Annotated in this window: 25 protein-coding genes and 4 tRNA genes; 19 read left to right on the top strand and 10 right to left on the bottom strand. The window is 50.2% G+C overall.

The features are described from left to right. Positions 1-39: 39 nt before the first annotated feature. Positions 40-1434 (bottom strand): D-serine/D-alanine/glycine transporter, encoded by a 1395-nt coding sequence (gene cycA, locus HGO41_RS08575; RefSeq protein WP_015690203.1) that lies wholly within the window; start codon positions 1432-1434, stop codon positions 40-42. 371 nt (positions 1435-1805) lie between these two features. Here cycA and HGO41_RS08570 point away from each other — a divergent pair. Then, positions 1806-1881 (top strand) — tRNA-Lys (locus HGO41_RS08570). A gap of 255 nt (positions 1882-2136) precedes the next feature. On the opposite strand, the gene HGO41_RS08565 is transcribed toward HGO41_RS08570, so the two are convergent. Further along, positions 2137-2385 (bottom strand): hypothetical protein, encoded by a 249-nt coding sequence (locus tag HGO41_RS08565; RefSeq protein ID WP_166860509.1) that lies wholly within the window; start codon positions 2383-2385, stop codon positions 2137-2139. Positions 2386-2612: 227 nt separating this feature from the next. Here HGO41_RS08565 and HGO41_RS08560 point away from each other — a divergent pair, with 227 nt between their 5' ends. Further along, positions 2613-3032, top strand: a complete 420-nt coding sequence (locus tag HGO41_RS08560) for a hypothetical protein (RefSeq protein WP_013576301.1) — start codon at positions 2613-2615, stop codon at positions 3030-3032. Between the two features lie 161 nt (positions 3033-3193). After that, the gene (gene leuA / locus HGO41_RS08555) at positions 3194-4864 is read left to right on the top strand and encodes a 2-isopropylmalate synthase (RefSeq protein ID WP_131638066.1); all 1671 of its coding nucleotides are present in this window, start codon (positions 3194-3196) and stop codon (positions 4862-4864) included. Here leuA and HGO41_RS08550 read toward each other — a convergent pair. From HGO41_RS08550 to HGO41_RS08540, 3 genes are all read right to left on the bottom strand, one after another. Continuing rightward, positions 4851-5609: an AraC family transcriptional regulator gene (locus HGO41_RS08550; RefSeq protein WP_013576299.1), complete on the bottom strand. Its 759-nt coding sequence runs from the start codon at positions 5607-5609 to the stop codon at positions 4851-4853. The two genes, leuA and HGO41_RS08550, sit on opposite strands and share 14 nt — an antisense overlap. A gap of 3 nt (positions 5610-5612) precedes the next feature. Next, complete coding sequence (locus HGO41_RS08545) at positions 5613-5786, bottom strand: hypothetical protein (protein WP_162906065.1); 174 nt, start codon at positions 5784-5786, stop codon at positions 5613-5615. 109 nt (positions 5787-5895) lie between these two features. Beyond that, positions 5896-6120, bottom strand: a complete 225-nt coding sequence (locus tag HGO41_RS08540) for a DUF2594 family protein (protein WP_013576297.1) — start codon at positions 6118-6120, stop codon at positions 5896-5898. Positions 6121-6859: 739 nt separating this feature from the next. Between HGO41_RS08540 and uvrY the strand changes: the two genes are divergently transcribed. From uvrY to HGO41_RS08510, 6 genes are all read left to right on the top strand, one after another. Next, positions 6860-7516 (top strand): UvrY/SirA/GacA family response regulator transcription factor, encoded by a 657-nt coding sequence (uvrY, locus tag HGO41_RS08535; protein ID WP_013576296.1) that lies wholly within the window; start codon positions 6860-6862, stop codon positions 7514-7516. Then, positions 7509-9344, top strand: a complete 1836-nt coding sequence (gene uvrC / locus HGO41_RS08530) for an excinuclease ABC subunit UvrC (RefSeq protein WP_013576295.1) — start codon at positions 7509-7511, stop codon at positions 9342-9344. The genes uvrY and uvrC overlap by 8 nt, the downstream gene beginning before the upstream one ends. 56 nt (positions 9345-9400) lie before the next feature. Beyond that, positions 9401-9949, top strand: coding sequence for a CDP-diacylglycerol--glycerol-3-phosphate 3-phosphatidyltransferase (gene pgsA / locus HGO41_RS08525; protein ID WP_013576294.1), 549 nt, complete (start codon positions 9401-9403; stop codon positions 9947-9949). A 148-nt stretch (positions 9950-10097) separates the two neighbouring features. After that, a tRNA-Gly gene (locus HGO41_RS08520) sits at positions 10098-10173 on the top strand. Positions 10174-10231: 58 nt separating this feature from the next. Then, a tRNA-Cys gene (locus HGO41_RS08515) sits at positions 10232-10305 on the top strand. 11 nt (positions 10306-10316) lie between these two features. Then, positions 10317-10402, top strand: a tRNA-Leu gene (locus HGO41_RS08510). Between the two features lie 267 nt (positions 10403-10669). On the opposite strand, the gene HGO41_RS08505 is transcribed toward HGO41_RS08510, so the two are convergent. Continuing rightward, on the bottom strand, positions 10670-10936 hold the full coding sequence (locus HGO41_RS08505; RefSeq protein WP_013576293.1) for a hypothetical protein: 267 nt from the start codon (positions 10934-10936) through the stop codon (positions 10670-10672). A 223-nt stretch (positions 10937-11159) separates the two neighbouring features. On the opposite strand from HGO41_RS08505, the gene HGO41_RS08500 reads away from it, so the two are divergent. Together HGO41_RS08500 and deoR are read left to right on the top strand one after the other, a co-directional pair. Then, entirely contained in the window at positions 11160-11819 is a 660-nt protein-coding gene (locus tag HGO41_RS08500) for a metallophosphoesterase (protein WP_217216980.1), read from the top strand. An 84-nt stretch (positions 11820-11903) separates the two neighbouring features. After that, on the top strand, positions 11904-12668 hold the full coding sequence (gene deoR, locus HGO41_RS08495; protein ID WP_112198566.1) for a DNA-binding transcriptional repressor DeoR: 765 nt from the start codon (positions 11904-11906) through the stop codon (positions 12666-12668). Between the two features lie 4 nt (positions 12669-12672). On the opposite strand, the gene HGO41_RS08490 is transcribed toward deoR, so the two are convergent. Continuing rightward, positions 12673-13149, bottom strand: a complete 477-nt coding sequence (locus tag HGO41_RS08490; protein ID WP_112198567.1) for a GyrI-like domain-containing protein — start codon at positions 13147-13149, stop codon at positions 12673-12675. Positions 13150-13326: 177 nt separating this feature from the next. On the opposite strand from HGO41_RS08490, the gene HGO41_RS08485 reads away from it, so the two are divergent. From HGO41_RS08485 to HGO41_RS08475, 3 genes are all read left to right on the top strand, one after another. After that, entirely contained in the window at positions 13327-13836 is a 510-nt protein-coding gene (locus HGO41_RS08485; RefSeq protein ID WP_013576289.1) for a YlaC family protein, read from the top strand. A gap of 124 nt (positions 13837-13960) precedes the next feature. Then, a complete protein-coding gene (locus HGO41_RS08480; protein ID WP_013576288.1) occupies positions 13961-14236 on the top strand; it encodes a hypothetical protein in 276 nt (91 codons plus the stop codon). 48 nt (positions 14237-14284) lie between these two features. Then, positions 14285-14548 carry a hypothetical protein gene (locus HGO41_RS08475; protein WP_015690199.1) on the top strand — a complete coding sequence of 88 codons (264 nt, stop codon included), beginning with the start codon at positions 14285-14287 and terminating at the stop codon, positions 14546-14548. A 76-nt stretch (positions 14549-14624) separates the two neighbouring features. Here HGO41_RS08475 and HGO41_RS08470 read toward each other — a convergent pair whose 3' ends face one another. Next, complete coding sequence (locus tag HGO41_RS08470; RefSeq protein ID WP_013576286.1) at positions 14625-14837, bottom strand: YccJ family protein; 213 nt, start codon at positions 14835-14837, stop codon at positions 14625-14627. A 185-nt stretch (positions 14838-15022) separates the two neighbouring features. Here HGO41_RS08470 and HGO41_RS25750 point away from each other — a divergent pair, with 185 nt between their 5' ends. From HGO41_RS25750 to HGO41_RS08460, 3 genes are all read left to right on the top strand, one after another. After that, on the top strand, positions 15023-15154 hold the full coding sequence (locus HGO41_RS25750) for a hypothetical protein (RefSeq protein WP_013576285.1): 132 nt from the start codon (positions 15023-15025) through the stop codon (positions 15152-15154). 251 nt (positions 15155-15405) lie between these two features. After that, positions 15406-15768, top strand: a complete 363-nt coding sequence (locus HGO41_RS08465; protein ID WP_013576284.1) for a DUF2502 domain-containing protein — start codon at positions 15406-15408, stop codon at positions 15766-15768. 375 nt (positions 15769-16143) lie between these two features. Continuing rightward, positions 16144-16428, top strand: a complete 285-nt coding sequence (locus HGO41_RS08460) for a hypothetical protein (RefSeq protein ID WP_015690197.1) — start codon at positions 16144-16146, stop codon at positions 16426-16428. 77 nt (positions 16429-16505) lie between these two features. Here the strand turns inward: HGO41_RS08460 and HGO41_RS08455 are convergent, their stop codons facing one another. Further along, the gene (locus HGO41_RS08455; RefSeq protein WP_013576282.1) at positions 16506-16952 is read right to left on the bottom strand and encodes a universal stress protein; all 447 of its coding nucleotides are present in this window, start codon (positions 16950-16952) and stop codon (positions 16506-16508) included. Between the two features lie 17 nt (positions 16953-16969). Next, positions 16970-17764, bottom strand: coding sequence for an IclR family transcriptional regulator (locus HGO41_RS08450; RefSeq protein WP_250980959.1), 795 nt, complete (start codon positions 17762-17764; stop codon positions 16970-16972). A gap of 248 nt (positions 17765-18012) precedes the next feature. Between HGO41_RS08450 and HGO41_RS08445 the strand changes: the two genes are divergently transcribed. Further along, positions 18013-19614 carry an MFS transporter gene (locus tag HGO41_RS08445; RefSeq protein ID WP_013576280.1) on the top strand — a complete coding sequence of 534 codons (1602 nt, stop codon included), beginning with the start codon at positions 18013-18015 and terminating at the stop codon, positions 19612-19614. A gap of 58 nt (positions 19615-19672) precedes the next feature. Beyond that, positions 19673-20707, top strand: a complete 1035-nt coding sequence (locus HGO41_RS08440) for an HlyD family secretion protein (RefSeq protein WP_217244025.1) — start codon at positions 19673-19675, stop codon at positions 20705-20707. Positions 20708-20821 lie beyond the last annotated feature (114 nt).

Here is a 20821-nt window from a genome sequence, read left to right as displayed (position 1 = left end):
CTGTGATTACCAAATACCTTTGGCAGTATATTCGTGCAATCAGGACTGGCGTCTGCGCAACCCGTAGCCAATCGCCAGAATCACAAACCACAGCGGCGTGACGAGTAACGCCTGACGGGTATCATCCTGCAAGGTCAGCAGTACCAGAACAAAAGCAAAGAATGCCATACAGACCCAGCACATCAGTTTGCCGAGCGGCATTTTGTAGATTGAAGCTTCGTGCAGTTGCGGACGTTGACGGCGGTAGACCAGATAAGAGCAGAGGATGATGGTCCAGACGAACATAAACAGAATCGCCGAAACGGTCGTGACCAGCGTGAAGACCGTCACCACATTCGGGATCAGGTAAATCAGCACCACACCGCCGAGCAGGCAGATGCAGGAAAATGTCAGGCCGTTCGACGGTACAGCGCGGGAAGAGAGCTTGCCGAACGCTTTCGGCGCATTGCCTTCCTGTGCCAGACCGAACAACATGCGACTGGTGGAGAATACGCCACTGTTGGCGGAAGACGCCGCCGAAGTCAGCACTACAAAGTTGATAATGCTCGCCGCAGCCGGAAGACCGGCAAGTACGAACAGTTCAACGAACGGGCTTTTATCCGCCACCACATGGCTCCAGGGTGTCACCGACATAATCATGATCAGTGAGAACACATAAAACATGATGATGCGCAGCGGAATGGCGTTGATGGCGCGCGGCAGGGATTTCTGCGGATCTTTAGTTTCGGCGGCGGTGGTGCCCACCAGTTCGATACCGACAAACGCGAACACCGCTATCTGGAAACCGGCAAAGAAACCGCTCACGCCTTTCGGGAAGAACCCGCCGTCATTCCACAGATTGCTGAAGGACGCGACGGTGCCGGTCGGCGTCTGGAAGTGCGTCAGCACCATCACCAGCCCGGCGATAATCAGCCCGACGATGGCGACGATTTTGATCATCGCGAACCAGAATTCCATCTCACCGAACATTTTCACAGTAGCGAGATTGAGGCTCAGCAGCACCAGCACGCAGAGCAGGGATGCGACCCATTGCGACAGTCCGGGGAACCAGAACTGTGCGTAAGCGGTGATAGCGACGACGTCGGCGATGCCGGTGACCACCCAGCAGAACCAGTAGGTCCAGCCGGTGAAATACCCGGCCCACGGGCCCAGCAGGTCGGCGGCAAAGTCACTGAAAGATTTGTATTCGAGGTTGGACAGTAACAGTTCGCCCATCGCGCGCATGACGAAAAACAGCATAAAGCCGATGATCATGTAGACGAAGATGATGGACGGACCGGCGAGGCTGATGGTTTTGCCTGAGCCCATAAACAGGCCGGTACCGATCGCGCCGCCAATGGCAATGAGCTGGATATGACGGTTGGAAAGATTTCGCCGCAAACCTTCAGCGTTCTCTTCCCCAGGCTGGACGAGGATTTTTGACTCTTCTTGCATGTTGTATTGATTCCTGTTTTTTGCTTTTTGCGTATGAACTCCGCCATATCGCATTCATTTACGTCAATTTTTTGAGCTCTGAGTGGCCCTTTGGTCACCACGACCGGAACGACAGCGTGCGTGAACGTTGTAATAGTAATGTTAAGTGCGCATTTATTATAACTGGCATGAAAAATGCCAACGGAAAAAATGTATCGTAATTTTTACATCGCGGATAACTGAGTGTTAATTAATCAAGTCTCTTCAGAGACGGTGGGAATAATAGCGTTTTTAAGAGTGATGAGCTTCACAAATATTAATGAAAATAACGGCAAAAAAGTGAGGGTAAGCGTTTGACATCATCCTTGCAGAGGAGAATAATCCGTCCCGTTGGGTCGTTAGCTCAGTCGGTAGAGCAGTTGACTCTTAATCAATTGGTCGGCGGTTCGAACCCGCCACGACCCACCAACAAATGATTAATCAATGCATTAAGCTCCTTCTGCTTTTATTTCCCTTCTTCTTTAATCCGTCAGTTCCTCTGTTTTATGCACTGCTAATAAAGTCATCGCCTGTCGGGAAATAAACCTCAACGGTTTGTCGTTTATTTACGCAATCTGGCAGGAATATTTTTATGGCATATAAAGATGAGCAGAAGGAAGAAATACAGGGAATAGCTGTCAGGCCCCGGTTTGAGGCCAAAACAGTGTTAAGTGCAGGAATGCATCAATACATAATGGTGGTATTGGGTGTATTGCCATTTTTGAGTTGTTTTTGTACACGCATGCACAGGCTGAAGATCAGCAGATGAACGTGCGTGATAAATGTGCTTTCTTCGGTGAACCGGTCACTGCGCAAGACGACCGTCTCCGAACGATTCTGTTTGGCAACCAGTAACTCAATCCCTTTGTCGCGGAATTCGTCTTCGTAGGCTTTAACGATCCCTGCGGGGGCGATTAATGTGTAGCTGTACATAGTGATTCCTGAAACTGAGTTGAACGACTGATCGGATAAATCCTAACAAGAATATCAAATACCAGTGGAGGACTATTAGCAATTCGGGTGATGTTTTTTTGTACTAACGTCACAGATTTAGATGACTTTTTTACGCTTGCGGACACTCCGTACCCGCTCCCACCGGTTTTTTGTTGCCCGCTGCGCGCACACTGCTATCATTCGTGCATAAACTCAGGGAGATAACGATGAAAAAAACACTGGTGGCCTTGGCTGCTTTATTTTTAGCCGGGTGTGCGGCCAATCCTTATGAACCGACGCTGCAGGTCAAGTCATCTTTCGCTAACGCCAGCTCGGCAGCGCCGGCAGGGCAGACCCACATCCGTTTACACCGTTTAGATCAGTGGTCAGTCGTGCCGTTTGAGAAAACCTGTCCGCTGATAGTGTTTTTAGACGGACAAACCGTGGCTTCCCTGCATTTTAATCAGTACGTGGATTTGAATGTGCCGAACGGGATGCGCACTATTGATGTTCGCATTGCCTGCGCGCTGACTAAGACATCAGGTTCGATTACCGTTGATGCGAATGGTAAAAGTATCAGTCTGGAAACGGATCGCAGCTTCTTCGGAACCTACAATATCCGGCCGGAAGGCAGCGGCAATAAATAACAAAATGAATAAACCCGCAGAATGCGGGTTTTTTTATGATCATTTTCTTTTTGTCCGTTTTGCGAGGGTGACTGTCAGTTAGTCAGGCGCAGGAAGTTATCGTTTGCGTACTATGGATTTAACGGAACATAACCGCTGCCCAATGATAAAAGGAGAATCGTATGTTAAACGACCCGTCGCAAAAATATCGCCCCTTCCCGCAGGTGAATTTACCCGATCGCCAGTGGCCAGGAAATGTGCTCTGTAAAGCGCCGCAATGGTGTTCAAGTGATTTGCGTGACGGCAATCAGGCGCTTGCAGAACCCATGGATAATGCCCGTAAGCGTCAGTTTTTTGATTTGCTGGTGAAGTGTGGTTTTAAGCAGATTGAGGTGGCGTTTCCCTCGGCTTCACAAACCGATTTCGATTTTGTCCGCAGCCTGATTGAAGAGAGGCTCATCCCGGATGATGTGGTGATTCAGGTGCTGACGCCTTCGCGGCCGGATCTGATTGCCCGAACCTTTGAGGCACTCAAAGATGTGCCGCGTGCCATTGTGCATTTATATAACGCCACTGCGCCTGTGTTCCGTGAAGTGGTATTTAATCAGGATCAGGCCGCAACGCGCGAGCTGGCGGTTCGCGGCGCTCAGCAAATTCGTCAGTTGTGCGGGCAATATTCGCAAACTGAATGGACATTTGAGTATTCACCGGAAACCTTCTGCTTCACTGAACTGGAGTTTGCGCTGGAAGTGTGTGAAGCCGTGGCGGATGTCTGGAAACCGGGCAATGAAAGGCCGATGATCATTAATTTACCGGCAACAGTAGAAGTCAGCACACCGAATGTTTATGCCGACCAGATTGAATGGTTCTGCCGTCATTTCAGCCACCGCGAACAGGTTTCCATCAGCGTTCATCCGCACAATGACCGCGGAACCGGTGTGGCCTGTGCTGAGCTGGCGATGCTGGCCGGTGCCGACCGTGTGGAAGGATGTCTTTTTGGTAACGGTGAACGCACCGGCAACGTGGATATTGTGACGCTGGCGCTGAACCTTTACACGCAGGGCATCTCGCCGCAGCTGGATTTCAGCAATTTGCAGACGATTGTCGAGGCGGTGGAGGAATGTAACCAGTTACCGGTGCATCCGCGCCATCCGTATGCCGGTGAACTGGTGTTTACGGCATTTTCGGGCTCGCATCAGGACGCCATCAAAAAAGGGTTTGCTGCACAGAAAACATCAGAGAGCACGGTCTGGCGCGTGCCGTATCTGCCGTTAGATCCTGCGGATGTCGGTTGCAGTTATGAAGCGGTGATCCGCGTGAACAGCCAGTCCGGGAAAAGCGGGGCGGCCTGGTTGCTGGAACAGAATCACGGGCTGAAATTGCCGCGCGGTTTGCAAATTGATTTCAGTAAAGCGGTGCAGCGTGAAACCGATACGCATGGCAAGGAAATGAGCACCAGCGATATCTGGCGACTGTTCCGGCAGCGTTACGGGTTAACCGATCTGCCCGTGGTGAAATTGCTCAGTTATGACATCCGCAGCGATGAGCAAAACGTCTGCCATTTCAGTGCGCGGATCCGCTATCGTAATGAAGAACAACATATTACGGGTAGCGGTAACGGTTTGCTGTCCGGTGCAGCGGATGCATTGCGTCGCAGTTACGATGTGCTCCTGGAAATCGGCGATTATCATGAACATACGCTGGGACATCAGAGCCACAGTCGCGCGGTGGCGTATCTGAGCTGTCGGGGGCGGTTGGGCGAAACGTGTTATGGCGTGGGGATTGACAGCGATGTGTCCAGTGCTTCATTGCAGGCACTGTTCAATGCAGCCAGCGCCATTATGACTGATTAAAATATTCGCTGGGTGAGACGCCAAGCGACCGGCGAAACATCGCACTGAAGGCACTCGGGCTGTCGTAGCCGAGTGCCAGCGCCACATCAATAACTGAAACGCCAACGGCAAGCTGGTTCAGTGCTTCGAGCAATTTTGCCTGGCGAACCCAGTCACTGAAACGTAATCCCGTTTCACGCTGGAAACGGCGTGAGAGCGTTCGGCTGCTGATATTCAGACGTTGCGCGACATCTTCCAGTTCCCACGTTGAACAAAGATCTGCACGAATTTGCTGGCAAAGCCCGCTCAGCTCCGGCTCACTGGGTTCCGGCAGATAAAGAGGCAGTGTCGGCAACAGACGCAGTTCATCAAGCAATAATTCCATGATGCGTTCATCGCGCCCGCCGGGCAGATAATCGGCCGGAATAGTCAGCGAGGCCAAAATCAGTTCACGCAGCAGCGGAGAAATCTGCACTACCTGACATTGCGCAGGTAAGTCAGCACGGGCGAGGGGATCGACAAACAGCGTGCGGGCCTTTACACCGCCGATAAAACGCAGACTGTGTTCAACCTCTGCAGGCAGCCAGACCCCGCGCCCGGGCGGCACCATCCAGGTGCCGAGCGACGTATGCACTTCTACAATACCGGATAGCGTATGAATCAGTTGTGAGCAGTTGTGACTGTGGGCTGGCTCGCTGTCACCATGTTGATAATCAATAGCCAGAGGCGCAAGCACCTGATGCGGAGCAAGGAAGTTGTGATGCATTGATCAATGATTTTTCTGTTTTTTGGCATCTTCTACGGCTTGTTTGGCTTCTTCTGCCGCTTTTTCAATTTCTTCTTCCGTCAGTTGTTCAGAAACTTCAAACAGTTCTCCCAGCCCGTCACTGACATGGACTTCGTCGGCTTTGCTTTTGTTTTCTTTATTCTTTTCGTCGCTCATGCTTATGTTCTCATTGAATGAATGCAGGGCATGATTATAGCAGACATTGCGGGGAATAACCGGGCGGAGAGAGGCAGAGCCTGTCAGGGTGACAGACTCTGAAATAGCATTACTGACGGTAAGCAAACTTGATTTGCTGCAGGGAATTTTTGAACACGGCAGCCTGTTGTTCGTCTTCCATCTGCGCGACAAAACGCTCCATGTTCAGCATCACTTTACCTGCATCAGCCTGGCCAATCGCTTTGAGGATCAGGGTCAGGGTGGCTTTCAGGCAGGCAACTTCTGCTGCCAGTGTTTCAACGTTTGCTTCAGTCGTAAAATCGCAATTACTCATTATTTGTATCCCCTCAGGCAAGCTGTCAGGCAGCGCACCGAATTCTGAACAGGTGAAAAGTGGCCGCATTTTAGCATAGTTGGCACGTTTTAGGGCAGGGCCAGAATGGCCGCTTAAAACGGGAGGTTAAGCGTCTGCATATAGTGTTTCCGGACAATGAGTAAAGAATACTAAACATAATGGGGGATTGAGAATTTTTCATCTTTATGTGCAGACTTATTCATATAAGCCATCATCAATTCGTGCGATCGCAAATAATAATTGGATATATCATAGATATATGAAGTGACAGTGCTGACGCTTAAATAGCCAGCATGGCGTAAAGAGAGTTTCAGATATGAGTAAGGGCCTGGAGTTATTTACTTACCGCTTAAAAGAGACCGCAGATTTTTCTGCTTGATCTTTGATTAGACACGTATTTTTAATAATTTATTAATACAGTTGGTGGTACTTCTCATTTACATTCAGCAAAGTAGTTTTTTGCAGACATTCCTTGGTCAGGAACGTCTGATAGAGTAAAATACGCGGGCTATAATAAATAACTGTGTCTTTCTGCTTTAAAAATACTACCGATGAGCGGTAGTGGGGCGAGTTAGTTGATATTGGCCTCTTATTTGCCACCTTCTCTTCATTTATAAGCTGTCTGAGAGCAAATTTTTAATGTTCGATACGTAGGTTTACGTAAGACAAGCGTGAAGTCCCTGACGGTGTGTTGCCCTTATTTTTTGGAGAATTCTCTTTGATAAGCGTTCTTCTTGTTGATGACCACGAACTGGTGCGCGCAGGGATCCGACGCATTCTTGAAGATATCAAAGGCATCAAAGTTGTTGGTGAGGCGCAATGCGGTGAAGATGCCGTCAAATGGTGTCGGACCAATGACGTTGATATTGTCCTGATGGATATGAACATGCCAGGTATTGGCGGGCTTGAAGCGACCAAGAAAATTGTCCGCTTTTCGCCAGATATCAAGATCATCATGTTAACGATCTATACTGAAAACCCGCTACCGGCCAAAGTGATGCAGGCGGGGGCTTCCGGTTACCTGAGCAAAGGCGCAGCTCCACAGGAAGTGGTCAATGCTATCCGTCTGGTTGATTCGGGTCAGCGTTATATTGCCTCCGACATTGCTCAGCAAATGGCACTGAGCCAGATTGAACCACAATCTGAAACGCCTTTTGATTCCTTATCCGAGCGTGAACTGCAGATCATGCTGATGATCACTAAGGGACAAAAGGTCAATGAAATTTCTGAACAGCTGAACTTGAGCCCGAAGACAGTTAACAGTTATCGTTATCGGATGTTTAGTAAATTAAATATCAGCGGTGATGTTGAGTTAACACATCTGGCAATCCGGCACGGTTTGTTCAATACGGAGACTTTATCCGGCAGTGAGTGATGAGCGTTTCGACCCAAAAGCCTTTTTGAAAACGGTCACCAGCCAGCCTGGCGTCTACAGAATGTATGACGCCAGCGGCACCGTAATCTACGTAGGTAAAGCCAAAGACCTCAAAAAACGTCTTTCGAGTTATTTTCGTGTCCAGGTTTCCAGCCGCAAAACCGAAACGCTGGTCAAAAACATCGCGCAAATCGATGTGACGGTGACCCACACGGAAACCGAAGCGCTGCTCCTCGAACATAATTACATCAAACTTTATCAGCCGCGTTATAACGTATTGTTACGCGATGATAAGTCGTATCCGCTGATCTTCCTCAGCGCGGATAATCATCCAAGACTTTCAGTTCACCGCGGTGCTAAGCACGCCAAAGGCGAGTATTTCGGGCCTTTTCCTAATTCCTATGCCGTGCGCGAAACACTGGCGCTGCTGCAAAAACTTTTCCCGATCCGTCAGTGTGAAAACAGCGTATACAGCAACCGTTCGCGCCCTTGTCTGCAATATCAGATTGGTCGCTGTCTGGGGCCGTGTGTCAAAGGGCTGGTGAGTGAGGAAGATTATAAAGATCAGGTGGAATACGTTCGCCTTTTCCTGTCCGGTAAAGACCAGCAGGTCGTCACACAGCTCGTAAACCGCATGGAAGAAGCCAGTAAAGCGCTGCGCTTCGAAGATGCCGGGCGGATAAGAGATCAAATTCAGGCTGTACGCCGCGTGACAGAGCGTCAGTTCGTGTCGGGTAACAGCGAAGATCTGGATGTGATCGGCGTGGGCTTCGAGTCAGGTATGGCATGTCTGCACGTTCTGTTTATCCGTCAGGGCAAAGTGCTGGGCAGCCGCAGTTATTTCCCGAAAGTACCAGGCGGCACCGATCTGGGCGAAGTGGTGCAGACCTTCGTTGGACAATTCTATTTGCAGGGCAGTCAGCAACGGACACTGCCCGGCGAAATTTTGCTGGATTTCAGTCTGGCGGAAAAAGATCTGCTGGCCGATTCGCTCAGCGAACTGGCCGGGCGCAAAGTGCAAATCCAGAGTAAGCCGCGGGGCGACCGTGCCCGTTATCTGAAACTGGCGCGCACCAATGCCTCTGCTGCACTGACGACCAAACTGGCTCAGCAGTCGACAATCCATCAGCGGCTGTCTGAACTGGCAAAAACACTGAATCTTGCGGAAATTAACCGTATGGAATGCTTCGACATCAGCCATACTATGGGCGAGCAGACAGTCGCTTCGTGCGTGGTTTTTGACGGCAATGGCCCGGTGCGTTCTGAATACCGACGCTACAACATTACCGGCATTACGCCCGGCGATGATTACGCGGCGATGGCGCAGGTATTGCAGCGTCGCTATGGTAAGACGCTCGATGACAATAAAATTCCTGACGTTATCTTTATTGATGGCGGCAAAGGGCAACTCGGCATGGCGCTGGATGTGTTTCATTCGCTGAATGTGGAGTGGGACAAATCCAAACCTTTACTGATTGGTATCGCGAAAGGTGCGGATCGTAAGGCCGGGCTCGAAACGCTGTTCTTTGTGCCGGAAGGTGAGGGGATTGCGTTACCCGCTGATTCGCCAGCGTTGCATGTCATCCAGCATATTCGTGATGACTCGCATAACCATGCGATTACCGGCCACCGGCAGAGACGTGCGAAAGTCCGTACGACCAGTGCGCTGGAAGAAATTGAAGGCGTCGGGCCGAAGCGGCGTCAGGTTTTACTGAAATACATGGGAGGCATTCAGCCATTACTGAATGCCAGCGTAGAGGAAATTGCACAGGTACCGGGTATTTCTATCGCATTGGCAGAAAAGATTCATAATGCGTTGAAACACTAAGGGCAATGTAGCAACATACTCATAATATCCACACCGGACAAACAGTTACCTTCGCTATGCAATTTAATATACCTACGTGCCTCACCCTGTTCCGCGTTGTACTGATACCGTTCTTCGTGCTGGCCTTTTATCTGCCTTATCCATGGGCATCAATGGTCTGTGCGTTGATTTTCGTTTTTGCTGCCGTGACCGACTGGTTTGATGGCTATCTGGCACGCCGCTGGAAGCAGACGACGCGTTTCGGTGCATTCCTTGATCCGGTAGCCGATAAAGTGATGGTGGCGATCGCGCTGGTGCTGGTGGCTGAATATTTTCACTCCTGGTGGATTACGTTACCGGCTGCGACCATGATTGCCCGCGAGATCATTATTTCCGCGCTACGTGAGTGGATGGCTGAGATTGGAAAACGCAGCAGTGTGGCGGTTTCATGGATCGGGAAAGTGAAAACCACGGCGCAGATGCTGTCGCTGGTCGCGCTGTTGTGGCGTCCTGATGCTATTGTGGTCTGGGTTGGCGTGGTTGCACTTTATATTGCTGCAGTGCTGACTTTCTGGTCAATGTTCCAATATCTCAACGCTGCGCGCCATGATTTGCTGGAACCCTGATCAAACTGCCGTAAAAAACGTCAAACGAACGCATGAAGCAGATAATTTTATTGACTCAATCCGTCAGGTCAGTAGAATGCAACGCATCGGAAGGCAGCCAGTCTTGTGCCAGAAGATTAGTTAAAAAAATCAGTACGTTCTGATTAAAGCGGGAATAGCTCAGTTGGTAGAGCACGACCTTGCCAAGGTCGGGGTCGCGAGTTCGAGTCTCGTTTCCCGCTCCAAATTTTCTTAAACTGGTTCGTGAATTGGTTTAAGTGCAAGACAAGTAGTAAGATTTAAGGCGCGTTAACAAAGCGGTTATGTAGCGGATTGCAAATCCGCCTAGTCCGGTTCGACTCCGGAACGCGCCTCCAATTTTCCCGGAGCCCGGGTGGTGGAATCGGTAGACACAAGGGATTTAAAATCCCTCGGCTTATGGCTGTACGAGTTCAAGTCTCGTCCCGGGTACCATGGGAAAATTAGCTGAATAATCAAAAGCAATAAAGTAGTAATGTCGTTATAGCCACCTTCGGGTGGTTTTTTTATGCCTGAAATTCGCGTAATCCAGATGCGATAAAAAAGGCCACCTGCAACAGGGGCCTTAAGTGTTTCTTCAATAACATCCTTCGCGCACGCGACCTCAGCCAGAATGAGGTGCTCTGAACACAATGTCGGTTGTTGAGTAAAAGGGATGAAGAAAATCAGGAATTAAAACAGCCCCGAGGGGCGTTTTTAGGGTCAGAATTCACCCGATGAATCAGTGTTGCTCAATGCCCTGATTGATAGCGGCAAATGGTAGTTAGGCTGGCTGGTGAAAAACGCCTGCAGGGCAACGCGTTTCTTCCTGTCGATTGAAATCTCTTCCATGGTTTTGCGGAAGATACTGTAGCGGCCACACGAAGTGCAGGTCACAGTAACAATTTTCGCCGACATATTAACCGACGTCTTATTCCTGCTTTGACATAACGGACACTCGTCTTGAGCGCTTAAAACTGTGGAACTCATAAAACCTCCGGTTTTACTTAGAGCGGGCAGTAGTCTAGCACAAAAAGGCGTCAGTTACTTAACGATAATTTAATTATCAGTGGATTTCAGCGTCAACTCAGTGTAGAGAGCGCATAAGCCGCTGATGAGAGAGTAAAGTCTTCTCCCGATTTTCTCCGCTTTCCTCATTATCATCTTGCATTACACTTAAGGTATTCATCCTGATTATGGATTTTGGCGAAGTATGACTCCTGCTCTGTACCAGCGTATTGATTGTTCAATATACAGACACATTTATATTGTTGGCGATTTGCATGGTTGCCTGAGTTTGCTTGGGGAAAAGCTGGCGAAAGTGTCTTTCGATCCCCACCGCGATCTGCTGTTATCTGTGGGGGATCTTGCCGATCGCGGGCCTGACAGTGTCGGTTGTTTGCAACTGCTCAATGAATCCTGGTTTGCTTGTGTACGCGGAAATCACGAGCAGATGGCGATTGATGCCATAAACGAAGAGAATATCCCGCGCTGGTTACGTAATGGCGGCGACTGGTTTTATGCTCTTGAACACGACAAACAAGAAGAGGCGAAAGCGCTGATTTTACAGGCTGACACGCTGCCACATATTCTCGAACTGACGAACCGTGAGGGCAGGCGTATCGTGGTGGCCCATGCTGATTACCTTTCCAATGAATATGTGTTCGATAAGCTACTGGATGGTGATGAGGTTATCTGGGATCGTGATCGTGTGAATTCTGCGCTGGCGGGTCGCTTTCAACCGATAGCTGGCGCTGATGAATTTTATTTCGGTCACACGCCGGTTGAACATGCAATGCAGTTTGCCAATCAGTTTTATATTGATACGGGCGCTGTATTTGGCGGTTATCTGACGCTTATTCAGCTGCAGTAATGTCAGGCGTTACCGGGGTTTGCGGTGACTGACGGGCAACGGTATAGTGAGCGGCTGCGAACCGGGAAGGCACGGGATAACATCATGGAAAATAAGCGTGAAGACAGGATTCAGCGTCTGTTGCTGGCATTAAAAAAGACCGACAAAATTCACCTTAAAGAAGCGTCTTTACTGCTCAATGTTTCGGAAATGACTGTCCGCCGTGATCTCAGCGCAGCACCCGCACCGGTAATTTTACTCGGCGGTTATATTGTGATTGATCCGAAGAATAATCCGGCGACGCACTACTTTATCAGTGAACAGAAAACCCGCCATGTTGCAGAGAAACAACGTCTCGCTGCCCGCGCAGCCAGTCTTATTCAGGATAACGATACGGTATTTTTTGACTGTGGCACGACAATGCCTTATGTGATTGAAAGCATTGCCGATAACCGGGTATTTACGGCCATTTGTTACTCGCTCAATACGTTTCTGGCGCTGCAGGATAAACCTCACTGTGAAGTCATCTTGTGCGGCGGTGCGTTTAAATCCAGTAACAGTATTTTTACGCCTATCGGGCGCAGCAGTGAACTCGACTTTATCCGCCCGGCGAAAGCCTTTATTTCCGCTGCGGGCGTCAGTATTGAACACGGTGTGACCTGCTTTAATTTTGATGAATTACTGATGAAACATCAGGCCATAGAACGCTCAGCGCAGAGCATTCTCGTCGCTGACAGCAGCAAATTTGATCAGGTCAGGCCCGCAGCCATCGCGCCGCTTGCGCGTTTTAATGTGGTGGTCAGCGACGCTGAACCACCACAGGCTTATGTCGATTTCTGCGAGCTCTCCGACATTCCGCTGCTGGTTTAACACTTCAGCGGATTGCCGGGATTTTTTCGACCGACTGATAAAAAACCACTTCCCAGATGCCATTTTTGGAGCCGTCGCTGAGATAGTGCTCAAAGCACGCTTTTCCGTCCGGGCGATAGCTCGTACTGGCCAGCAGCTGGCTGTAGAATTCCCGCCAGGCCTTTTCAAAATTGCCGTCTGTGATCGTGGTGTGATACGCCGCATACGTGCCTCCCGGCAGCGTTTGCAACGCCAGTCCTTCTGCATCATCGAGAATAAAATTATCGGCTACACACACCGACGGATCAGCACGTAAAGCTTCTGCCGGTGTGGTGTCAGGATTATCATGAAACCACGTCAGCCATTCGTTTTGCGGCTGATGATGCCGTACAGCCCATTTCATCAGTTGCTGAAAACCACTATGGATTGACTCCTGATAGGGGCCAACCACCCGGTAGCTCACCAGCTTTTTGGCCGGTCTCTCTACAATTAATAATGCCACGATGATCTCCTTTTATCTGACATGCATTGAACGGGTTCCATGTTGAGTAAGGTGCAAATGCCAAACTATAACAGTTTACCCATTAACACCGGTGAACTGCTCTACGCGCTATAACAGTTGTCGTGATAAAATTATGTAATCAGATTGCATTATAGTCGTGACGCAATGAGGTATGAGATGGACGTAATCAAAAACGTATTAAACAGTGAAATTGATCGCATCAATCGTCAGGAAGGGCGCGATGGTAAAGCGCGGATCAATGCTGAGTTCTTTATAAACCATCCCTGGTTATGTCTGGCTATGCTGGTCGGGTATATCGCCGTGGGCATCGTCATGTACGTTTCACCTTATATGGGGCTCGGCTGGTTTATCGGATTTACGGCTTTCCTGATCTTTATGTCCGCGATGCTGTTGCTGGAAATTAAGCCAGTTTATCGCTACGAAGATATCGGGGTGCTTGATTTACGCGTTTGTTATAACGGCGAATGGTATTTCAGCCGCGAGCTTTCTGCTGATGCCGTGAAGCAAATACTCAGCGCCCCTGATGTCAGCGAGCACATCAAAAACCGCATTGAATCCATTGTCCGACATAAAGGTTTTGTGGATTTCTATGATGTTTACGATCTGGCCCGGCTGGAACGCCATTTGCCAGATAGCACCGGAACAGCACAGTTAGCTCACTCTTAACCCCTCTAAACATGGCATCAGGCCATGACGTTACCCTGCATGCTCTGATAAAATAGCGGCTGGGCATCATTTTCGTGAATGTGTTTAAACGAGAAAATGATGTTGAGCCGTGACAGGAGCGACAGTGGAACGAATCAAACTTACCATTCACCATCTGCACAAAATCATTTCGGGCGAAAAGCAGGACACGCAAGCTACTGCACGTATTTATGCTGGCGATGAACTGTTAGTCACCGAAACGATGACCGGGCAGGCTGCACATTTTGATCGTTTCATCAAAGTCGTACACGATAACGGCAAACCGTTGAGAGTAGAATGGGACTGCGACGGCAGTGCGCAAATGTCCGTAACGCGCGCCGAAGTGTGCCCTTGCTGTGGCGGCGACGCCTTACACCATTGATTTAACCCGGCAATGACCGCAAGCAGAGTAAAAGCCAGGCAGAGGTAAATGATGAAATTTATCAGCAACGAATTTGAATACCGTCAGTGGATAATGGATGAAATATTCCAGGCGAGTGCGGTAGGCGAAACCTCTGAGTTTGCCGATCAGGAAGTGGATGACTTTATCTTTGATGCCCGTCCGGTGGCTTATCCGTGCGTGGCTGTGATGATCCAGACACCAGGCGAACCGGGGGTGTGTGAGCCGCGTTTTTTCTACAAAGAGCAAATCTTTGAGTGGGCGCATAAAATGGGATTTGGCTTCGACAGCTAACTGCCAGGCCGGTTTAATGCAGATTCAGCCCTAAGTCTGACTCAGGGCTGAGCGTCAGCCGTTCACGCTGTGGCTATCAGACATTTTGCCGATCAATTTTCTCTTCGCCCCAGAACAAATGGTCTTCTTTGGTCTTGGCGAACGCGATAGGCAATACTTCGTCGTTACCTTCTTCCCAGATTTTCTGTGCCAGCGTCTCGTCGTTATTCGCCAGTTCGAAAATGGCCTCGGCGATTTCGTGAGAGGTTTCACGGGTATTTGCCCACGCTTTGATGTTTGACGTCGTCATCCGGTTCTCCTCGTGTTTATTTCATATTCATAAAGGTGTCTCTGTTACATCGTTGCATTCACTATAACTATGGTTTCCCGATGCGCTTTATGCAAATGCGGCAGCAGCAGGGCACAAAAAAACCGGCGCCTGGCAGGGGCTGTCGTTTATACTGAACGCGATTTTGAACATTTAAGGTGATGATAATGAGCGACGATATTTTTGATTTTGACATTGATGCTGCACTGGAAACTGCCGAAGTGAAAGCAGCTGAAAAAGCAGCAGAAGTGCCTGAAGCCGTTCAGGACGAAAGTGACTGCGAAGGCTGCAAAATCTGATTTTGCACAACAAAGCAGCAAACAGAAAACCGCTTCGGCGGTTTTTTTGTATCTGTCATTTATAACGGCTTTGCAATGTTGAACTGAATTTCCTTTGCAGCCATAGCGTTGCGCCTGGTTGGACGAGGTGGTGGATTGACGCAAATGTAAGGGTTACGTTAAGGGCTTTTTTTTGGGATAAATTCCTATAGAACAGGAAGATAGCTGGGGGTACTTTGTCACCACCTGATAAGCAGGTCGTGAGGTTCACAATGAAAAAACTAATTTTAGTTCTCGCCGTTTTGCTAACTTTGCCAGCTGTCGCACAGGCGAACGTCGAGCTTGGCGTTAATATGCCAGGGTTGTCACTGCATATCGGAGACCGTGACGACCGCGGATACTATTGGGATGGTGGTGACTGGCGTCCACCGGGTTGGTGGGACCAGCATTATCGTGATGAAGGCCGCGGGCACTGGGTTTATTACGAACCGGCCCCGCCGCCGCCACGCTACTGGCATCATGAGCACTGGCATGAAGGCCCGCCACCCGGCTACTGGCGCGATGGCCCTCCTGGGCACTGGCGTGATGGCCCTCCTGGACACTGGCGCGAAGGTCCGCCTCCGGGCCGCTGGTAACGAAAGTTTGATGAGTTGAAGGGCAGACGTTAAAGATTTTGGGAACAGGGTTGGCAGTGGCGATGCAAAAGCATCCCCAATGTCAGTTCTGTTCCTTCCACATTCTCTCCCCCCGCTATTAATAATTCTCTCCTAATTAATTACTTTATGAATGCAAATAATGTGATTCATTTATTTGAATTATATAAAGATGTTTTTTCATTCTATTGAGCGCAGGTGAGTTTGGAAAAAACTTTTTTAAGAGTAATTGCAGCTTGCTAACGGTCATTAATATGTTAATTTCTTGTTATGAAATCGGCAATGGATGGCTCGAATACGACACATATCTGATGAAACAGGCCGTCATACAGGGGAAAGCCCTGTCAGATATGTAACATGTCATTTAGCGAGATTATTCCTATGCAATTGATTAAAAATGATTTTGAATACCGCGCCTGGATGCTGGATGCCTATTTCTATCAGGATAAAATAGAAGGCGATAAGTTGATGACTGATGAGGAAATGGATGATTTCCTTTTTGAATATCGTCCGCTGGAATATCCGTGTTTAGGCAGTGTGACGCCATCAAAGGAATGTTCACTGGAACTGGACATCACTTTCTTTTATCGGGATCACATCTCAGATTGGGCAAAATCCATGGGGCTGATAAACATTAAATAATCCGCTTCGTTATTACTGTTCTTTACCCGTCTGAAAAAGCGCCTGAGGGCGCTTTTTGTCGTCTGGCATCAGTAATATTAATTACCGCGAACTTCAACCATAACCGGGCAGGGGGCGGCCGCGATCACTTCCGCACTGACCGAGCCTTTCATCATCCGTCCAAACGCTGAAAGCTGACGGTGGCCGATGACAATCACCGAGGCATTGATTCTTTCAGCTTCAGCCACCAGCGCTTCTCCGGCCGGACCGACGATCAGATTGCCTTTCGCATTGATCCCTGCTTGCGACAAAATTTCCAGCGCATGCCCGACCACGGCGCGTGCGGTGTTTTGCTCTTCTTCTGCCGGCGGGTAGCTGACAATTTCACCGGGAACATCGCCGTTATTTTCCAGTGCGTAAGACTCGTCAATGCAGCAGGTGACGAAAACCGTTGAAGCTCGTCCCTTTGCCAGCTGGCGGGCGAGATCAATCACGAGAAGGGATTGCTTTGAGCCGTCTACGGCTAACAAAATGACATCAAACACGGCAATTCCTTTCTTTATTATTTTCCACCGGATACCTGGGTTTCATCCAATTTACCAATTTCGCCAATCAGGGCATGTTTGCATTCCAGCAACGCTTCACGGATTTGCGACTCTTTGGCCGCCCGCCGGGCGGTAGGGAAAAGTACCGATACCGAGTAACGGCCTAAAATTGTATCTATTGCGATAGCCAGCGTGGTAACGCCGTTTACCGTTTCTCCCTCTTCCATCGCAATTCCGCTTTCCCGCACACTGGCGATTTTTTCCAGCAGTGAGTCAAGGGTACGCACGGTATTTTCCGTGGCGGGCTCCAGCACATCCCCGACAATAATGCGGATCTCTTCATCGGTTTTTAGCGACAGCAGGGCACGGCCGCTCGATGTGCTGTAAATGGGCAGATTCAGGCCGACGCGCGGCACCACGCGCAGTTCCCGTTCGGCCACAATGCTGTGAATATTGGCGATCTGCCGACCACTTGCCCGCCCGAGCGACACCGTTTCCTGTGTGTTGTCGCAAAGCAGACGCAGAAATGGGGAGGCGATGGCGATGACATCGGTATGGACCGTTGAAACGAGTTTCAGAAGCGTCGGGCCAAGCCGTACGCCTCCGCTACCTTCTGAGCGAACCAGCCCTTCTTCGGCCAGTGCGGCGACGATGCGCTGCACAGTCGAACGTGGTAAATCCACTTCATTGGCAATGGCACCGAGACTCATTCCCTGCGGATGTTTTCCCAGCGAATTGAGTATGGTGGCCGCCCGCGAGATCACCTGAATCCCACCGCTGCGTTCTTCGTCTGCCGGATTGTCCTGAGCCATGATTTCTCCTTTATCTCCGTGCGTGATCCTGTCCATAAACCTGAGTGGTCAATGTAATGGCTCAACGGGTGAAAAACAATTTTTAATCACATTGCAATACAGTGCACCGTATTATAGTATTTCTGCGTGTATCACAATGTGGTGCAATGCATCGAAATATTTGTGATGCAGGTCGCTTATTTTGCACTTCTGCGACACAAAACCTGCCTTCTTCCTATCGCCGCCATGATAAAGCGGTGGAGTTAACGATGAATCAGACAATCACAATGGCGCCTGTTGCTGCACTGCCCGTGCCGCCCCCTTTTACGTTAAGGCTGGTTATCGGGTTACTGGGGGTTTTAATCGCCTCATTGTGTTCTGGCCTTAACGACCGTGTTACTGACATTGCGCTTGCCGATGTTCGAGGTGCACTCAGCATCAGCACAGATGAGGGCTCATGGCTGATTGGTGCCTATCAGGCGGCGGAAGTCTCCGCAATGATGCTGGCGCCGTGGTTTGCCATGACCTTTTCACTGCGTCGTTTCACCGTGTTTGTCACGCTGGGTTTTGTTCTTATTGCCGCTGTTTTGCCGTACACCCCAAATCTGCCGGTATTCATTGCACTGCGCGCAGTTCAGGGCGTTTTCGGTGGTGCTTTGCCGCCGTTACTGATGACGTCCGCCCTGCGTTTTATGCCGCCGCAATACAAGTTATACGGTCTGAGTGCTTATGCGCTGACGGCGACTTTCGGGCCCAATATGGCGACTTCACTGGCGGCCATCTGGACCGATTATGTCGGCTGGGAGTGGGTGTTCTGGCAGGTGATCCCACCGTGTCTGCTGGCGGTAGCGATGATCGCCCATGGGCTGCCGCAGGATCCGCCGCGTTTTGAGCGTTTCCGGCAAATGGATGTCGTCGGCATGCTGACTGGCACGGGCGGAGTAACGCTGCTGGTGCTGGCCTTGCAGCAGGGAGAACGCCTCGACTGGTTCAGTTCGCCGCTGATTACGCTGATGTTTTTCACGGCGCTTGGCTTGCTGACGGTTTTCCTGGTCAACGAATGGTATCACCCGTTGCCATTGTTCAAATTACAAATGCTGAGAAGACATAATCTGACGCACGGCTTAATCACGTTGTTCGCTCTGATGTTTCTCTTCTTATCGGGCTCCGCGTTACCCGCCAGTTATATGGAGCAGGTTGGCGGATTTCGTGCCATACAGGTCGGACCGCTGGCGCTGACTATCGGTTTACCGCAGCTATTACTCGCCCCGTTGATCGCTTTTGTGCTGACCATGCGCTGGATAGACAGCCGCTGGGTGCTTGTCTGCGGATTAGGGTTGGTGGGCTTTTCCTGTTACTGGGGAACACATCTTACCGGTGCCTGGGCGCGCGATAATTTCTATCTGATCCAGATTATGCAGGCTTTCGGACAACCGATGGCGGTCCTGCCGATCCTGATGAGTGCAACCAGTGTTGTACAGCCACTGGAAGGGCCTTTTGCCTCCGCGATGTTTAACACCACCCGCGGTTTGGGCAGCGTGATGGGCGGTTCTTTGCTGGCTGTTTTTGTCAGCCACCGCGAGCAATTCCATTCCAATGTTTTGCTCAATCACGCCGGTAGCGTGAGCTATCTGCTCTCACAGCCATATGGTGGCGACAGCAGCTTTCTGGCCCCGCTGAACAGCGGCGGCGCAGCGATTTCGACAGAAATACTCACCCGGTTTTCTCAAGGGGTGAGACAGCAGGCGCTGGTGCTGGGAATATCGGACGCTTACATGGTGATCATCGGGCTGGCACTCTCCCTGATATTGCTGGTCGCCATTTTACCTAAACGCACATATCCGCCTCAGTCTCTGGTTAAACGTCCCTGAGTATCGCATCACTATTAACCGTAGTATTCCACTCTGAAAAGTACGAGAGAACAACATCATGATAAAAACCTCACCTGTCCGCCTGAGCTGGCTGTGTGCCGCTGTGGTAGTGATATTTCTGGTTGTCATCGCCTTGTGGATACTCGGCAAGAGCACTCTACCCGTTACTGACGATGCCTTTGTTTCTGCAGATTCCACGCTGGTCGCGCCGCGGATTTCCGGCACGATTGCGGATGTTTACGTGCAGGATAACCAGATGGTGAAAGCCGGTGATGTACTTGCCCGAATCGACGATCGTGATTACCGCAATGCGGTACTGACGGCAGAAGCAAATCTGGAAACCGCTAATGCGCAGATACTCAGCCTGACCGCGCAACTGGCGAAACAACAACAGACTATCTTGCAGGCCCGGGCACTGGTTAATGCTGATGCGGCCAGTATTGCTTATGCGCGTCAGAGTGCTGACCGTTATAAACGCCTGCTGCAAAATGGCTCCGGCACGGCCGATGCACGTGATGAGTCTGATGCCAATTTACGTTCAAAACTGGCTGCGCAGCAGAGTGATATGGCCGCAGCTCTGGGCGCTGAAAAGCAGGTTGATGTACTGAAAGCGGAACAGGCAGAAGCGAAAGCTGCAATCGATTCAGCCGCAACGGCGCTGGCACAGGCGAAGCTGAATCTTTCTTATACCGAAATTACGGCGCCGGTGGATGGCGTGGTCGGGCAGCGCTCGTTGCGTATCGGCGGATATGTGGCTGCAGGAGCACGCGTTCTGGCCGTGGTGCCGCTGAAAAACGCTTACATTGTGGCGAACTACCTTGAGACACAACTGGGTGATGTGCAGCCGCATCAACCGGTTGAGATTAAGGTGGATGCGTTGCCGGGTGTGACCCTCAAAGGGAAGGTGGACAGCATTTCGCCTGCCACCGGCGTGACGTTTTCGCCTATTTCGCCGGACAATGCGACCGGCAATTACACTAAAGTTGTACAGCGTCTGGCGGTTAAAATTGTGCTCGACAGTAATCAGCCCGATGCGAAGCGTCTGAAAGTCGGGATGTCTGTGATCCCGACAATTGATATCACATCGCGCTGAATAACAAATTTTGAAACAAAAAGGCGACTCCGGAGGTTAATGCCGATCGTTTAAGGATCAGTTGACCGATCCGGTGGCTCGTGTAAAAAGGGTTCATGCTCATCATGGACCCTT

Origin of the sequence: Rahnella sp. CG8 (assembly GCF_023701875.1) — a bacterium.
Classification (GTDB): domain Bacteria; phylum Pseudomonadota; class Gammaproteobacteria; order Enterobacterales; family Enterobacteriaceae; genus Rahnella; species Rahnella aceris.
Note: the sequence above shows the minus strand (reverse complement) of the source record. Positions and strands in the feature narration are given on the sequence as shown.

Coding starts and splice junctions, on each gene's coding strand:
- HGO41_RS08500 (WP_217216980.1), top strand. CDS start 11,160: ATGACTCCTGCTCTGTACCAGCGTATTGATTGTTCAATATACAGACAC.
- HGO41_RS08470 (WP_013576286.1), bottom strand. CDS start 14,837: ATGACGACGTCAAACATCAAAGCGTGGGCAAATACCCGTGAAACCTCT.
- HGO41_RS08505 (WP_013576293.1), bottom strand. CDS start 10,936: ATGAGTTCCACAGTTTTAAGCGCTCAAGACGAGTGTCCGTTATGTCAA.
- HGO41_RS08440 (WP_217244025.1), top strand. CDS start 19,673: ATGATAAAAACCTCACCTGTCCGCCTGAGCTGGCTGTGTGCCGCTGTG.
- HGO41_RS08565 (WP_166860509.1), bottom strand. CDS start 2,385: ATGTACAGCTACACATTAATCGCCCCCGCAGGGATCGTTAAAGCCTAC.
- HGO41_RS08540 (WP_013576297.1), bottom strand. CDS start 6,120: ATGAGTAATTGCGATTTTACGACTGAAGCAAACGTTGAAACACTGGCA.
- HGO41_RS08465 (WP_013576284.1), top strand. CDS start 15,406: ATGAAAAAACTAATTTTAGTTCTCGCCGTTTTGCTAACTTTGCCAGCT.
- HGO41_RS08545 (WP_162906065.1), bottom strand. CDS start 5,786: ATGAGCGACGAAAAGAATAAAGAAAACAAAAGCAAAGCCGACGAAGTC.
- HGO41_RS25750 (WP_013576285.1), top strand. CDS start 15,023: ATGAGCGACGATATTTTTGATTTTGACATTGATGCTGCACTGGAAACT.
- HGO41_RS08450 (WP_250980959.1), bottom strand. CDS start 17,764: ATGGCTCAGGACAATCCGGCAGACGAAGAACGCAGCGGTGGGATTCAG.
- HGO41_RS08560 (WP_013576301.1), top strand. CDS start 2,613: ATGAAAAAAACACTGGTGGCCTTGGCTGCTTTATTTTTAGCCGGGTGT.
- HGO41_RS08475 (WP_015690199.1), top strand. CDS start 14,285: ATGATGAAATTTATCAGCAACGAATTTGAATACCGTCAGTGGATAATG.
- leuA (WP_131638066.1), top strand. CDS start 3,194: ATGTTAAACGACCCGTCGCAAAAATATCGCCCCTTCCCGCAGGTGAAT.
- pgsA (WP_013576294.1), top strand. CDS start 9,401: ATGCAATTTAATATACCTACGTGCCTCACCCTGTTCCGCGTTGTACTG.
- HGO41_RS08445 (WP_013576280.1), top strand. CDS start 18,013: ATGAATCAGACAATCACAATGGCGCCTGTTGCTGCACTGCCCGTGCCG.
- cycA (WP_015690203.1), bottom strand. CDS start 1,434: ATGCAAGAAGAGTCAAAAATCCTCGTCCAGCCTGGGGAAGAGAACGCT.
- HGO41_RS08550 (WP_013576299.1), bottom strand. CDS start 5,609: ATGCATCACAACTTCCTTGCTCCGCATCAGGTGCTTGCGCCTCTGGCT.
- deoR (WP_112198566.1), top strand. CDS start 11,904: ATGGAAAATAAGCGTGAAGACAGGATTCAGCGTCTGTTGCTGGCATTA.
- HGO41_RS08460 (WP_015690197.1), top strand. CDS start 16,144: ATGTCATTTAGCGAGATTATTCCTATGCAATTGATTAAAAATGATTTT.
- HGO41_RS08485 (WP_013576289.1), top strand. CDS start 13,327: ATGGACGTAATCAAAAACGTATTAAACAGTGAAATTGATCGCATCAAT.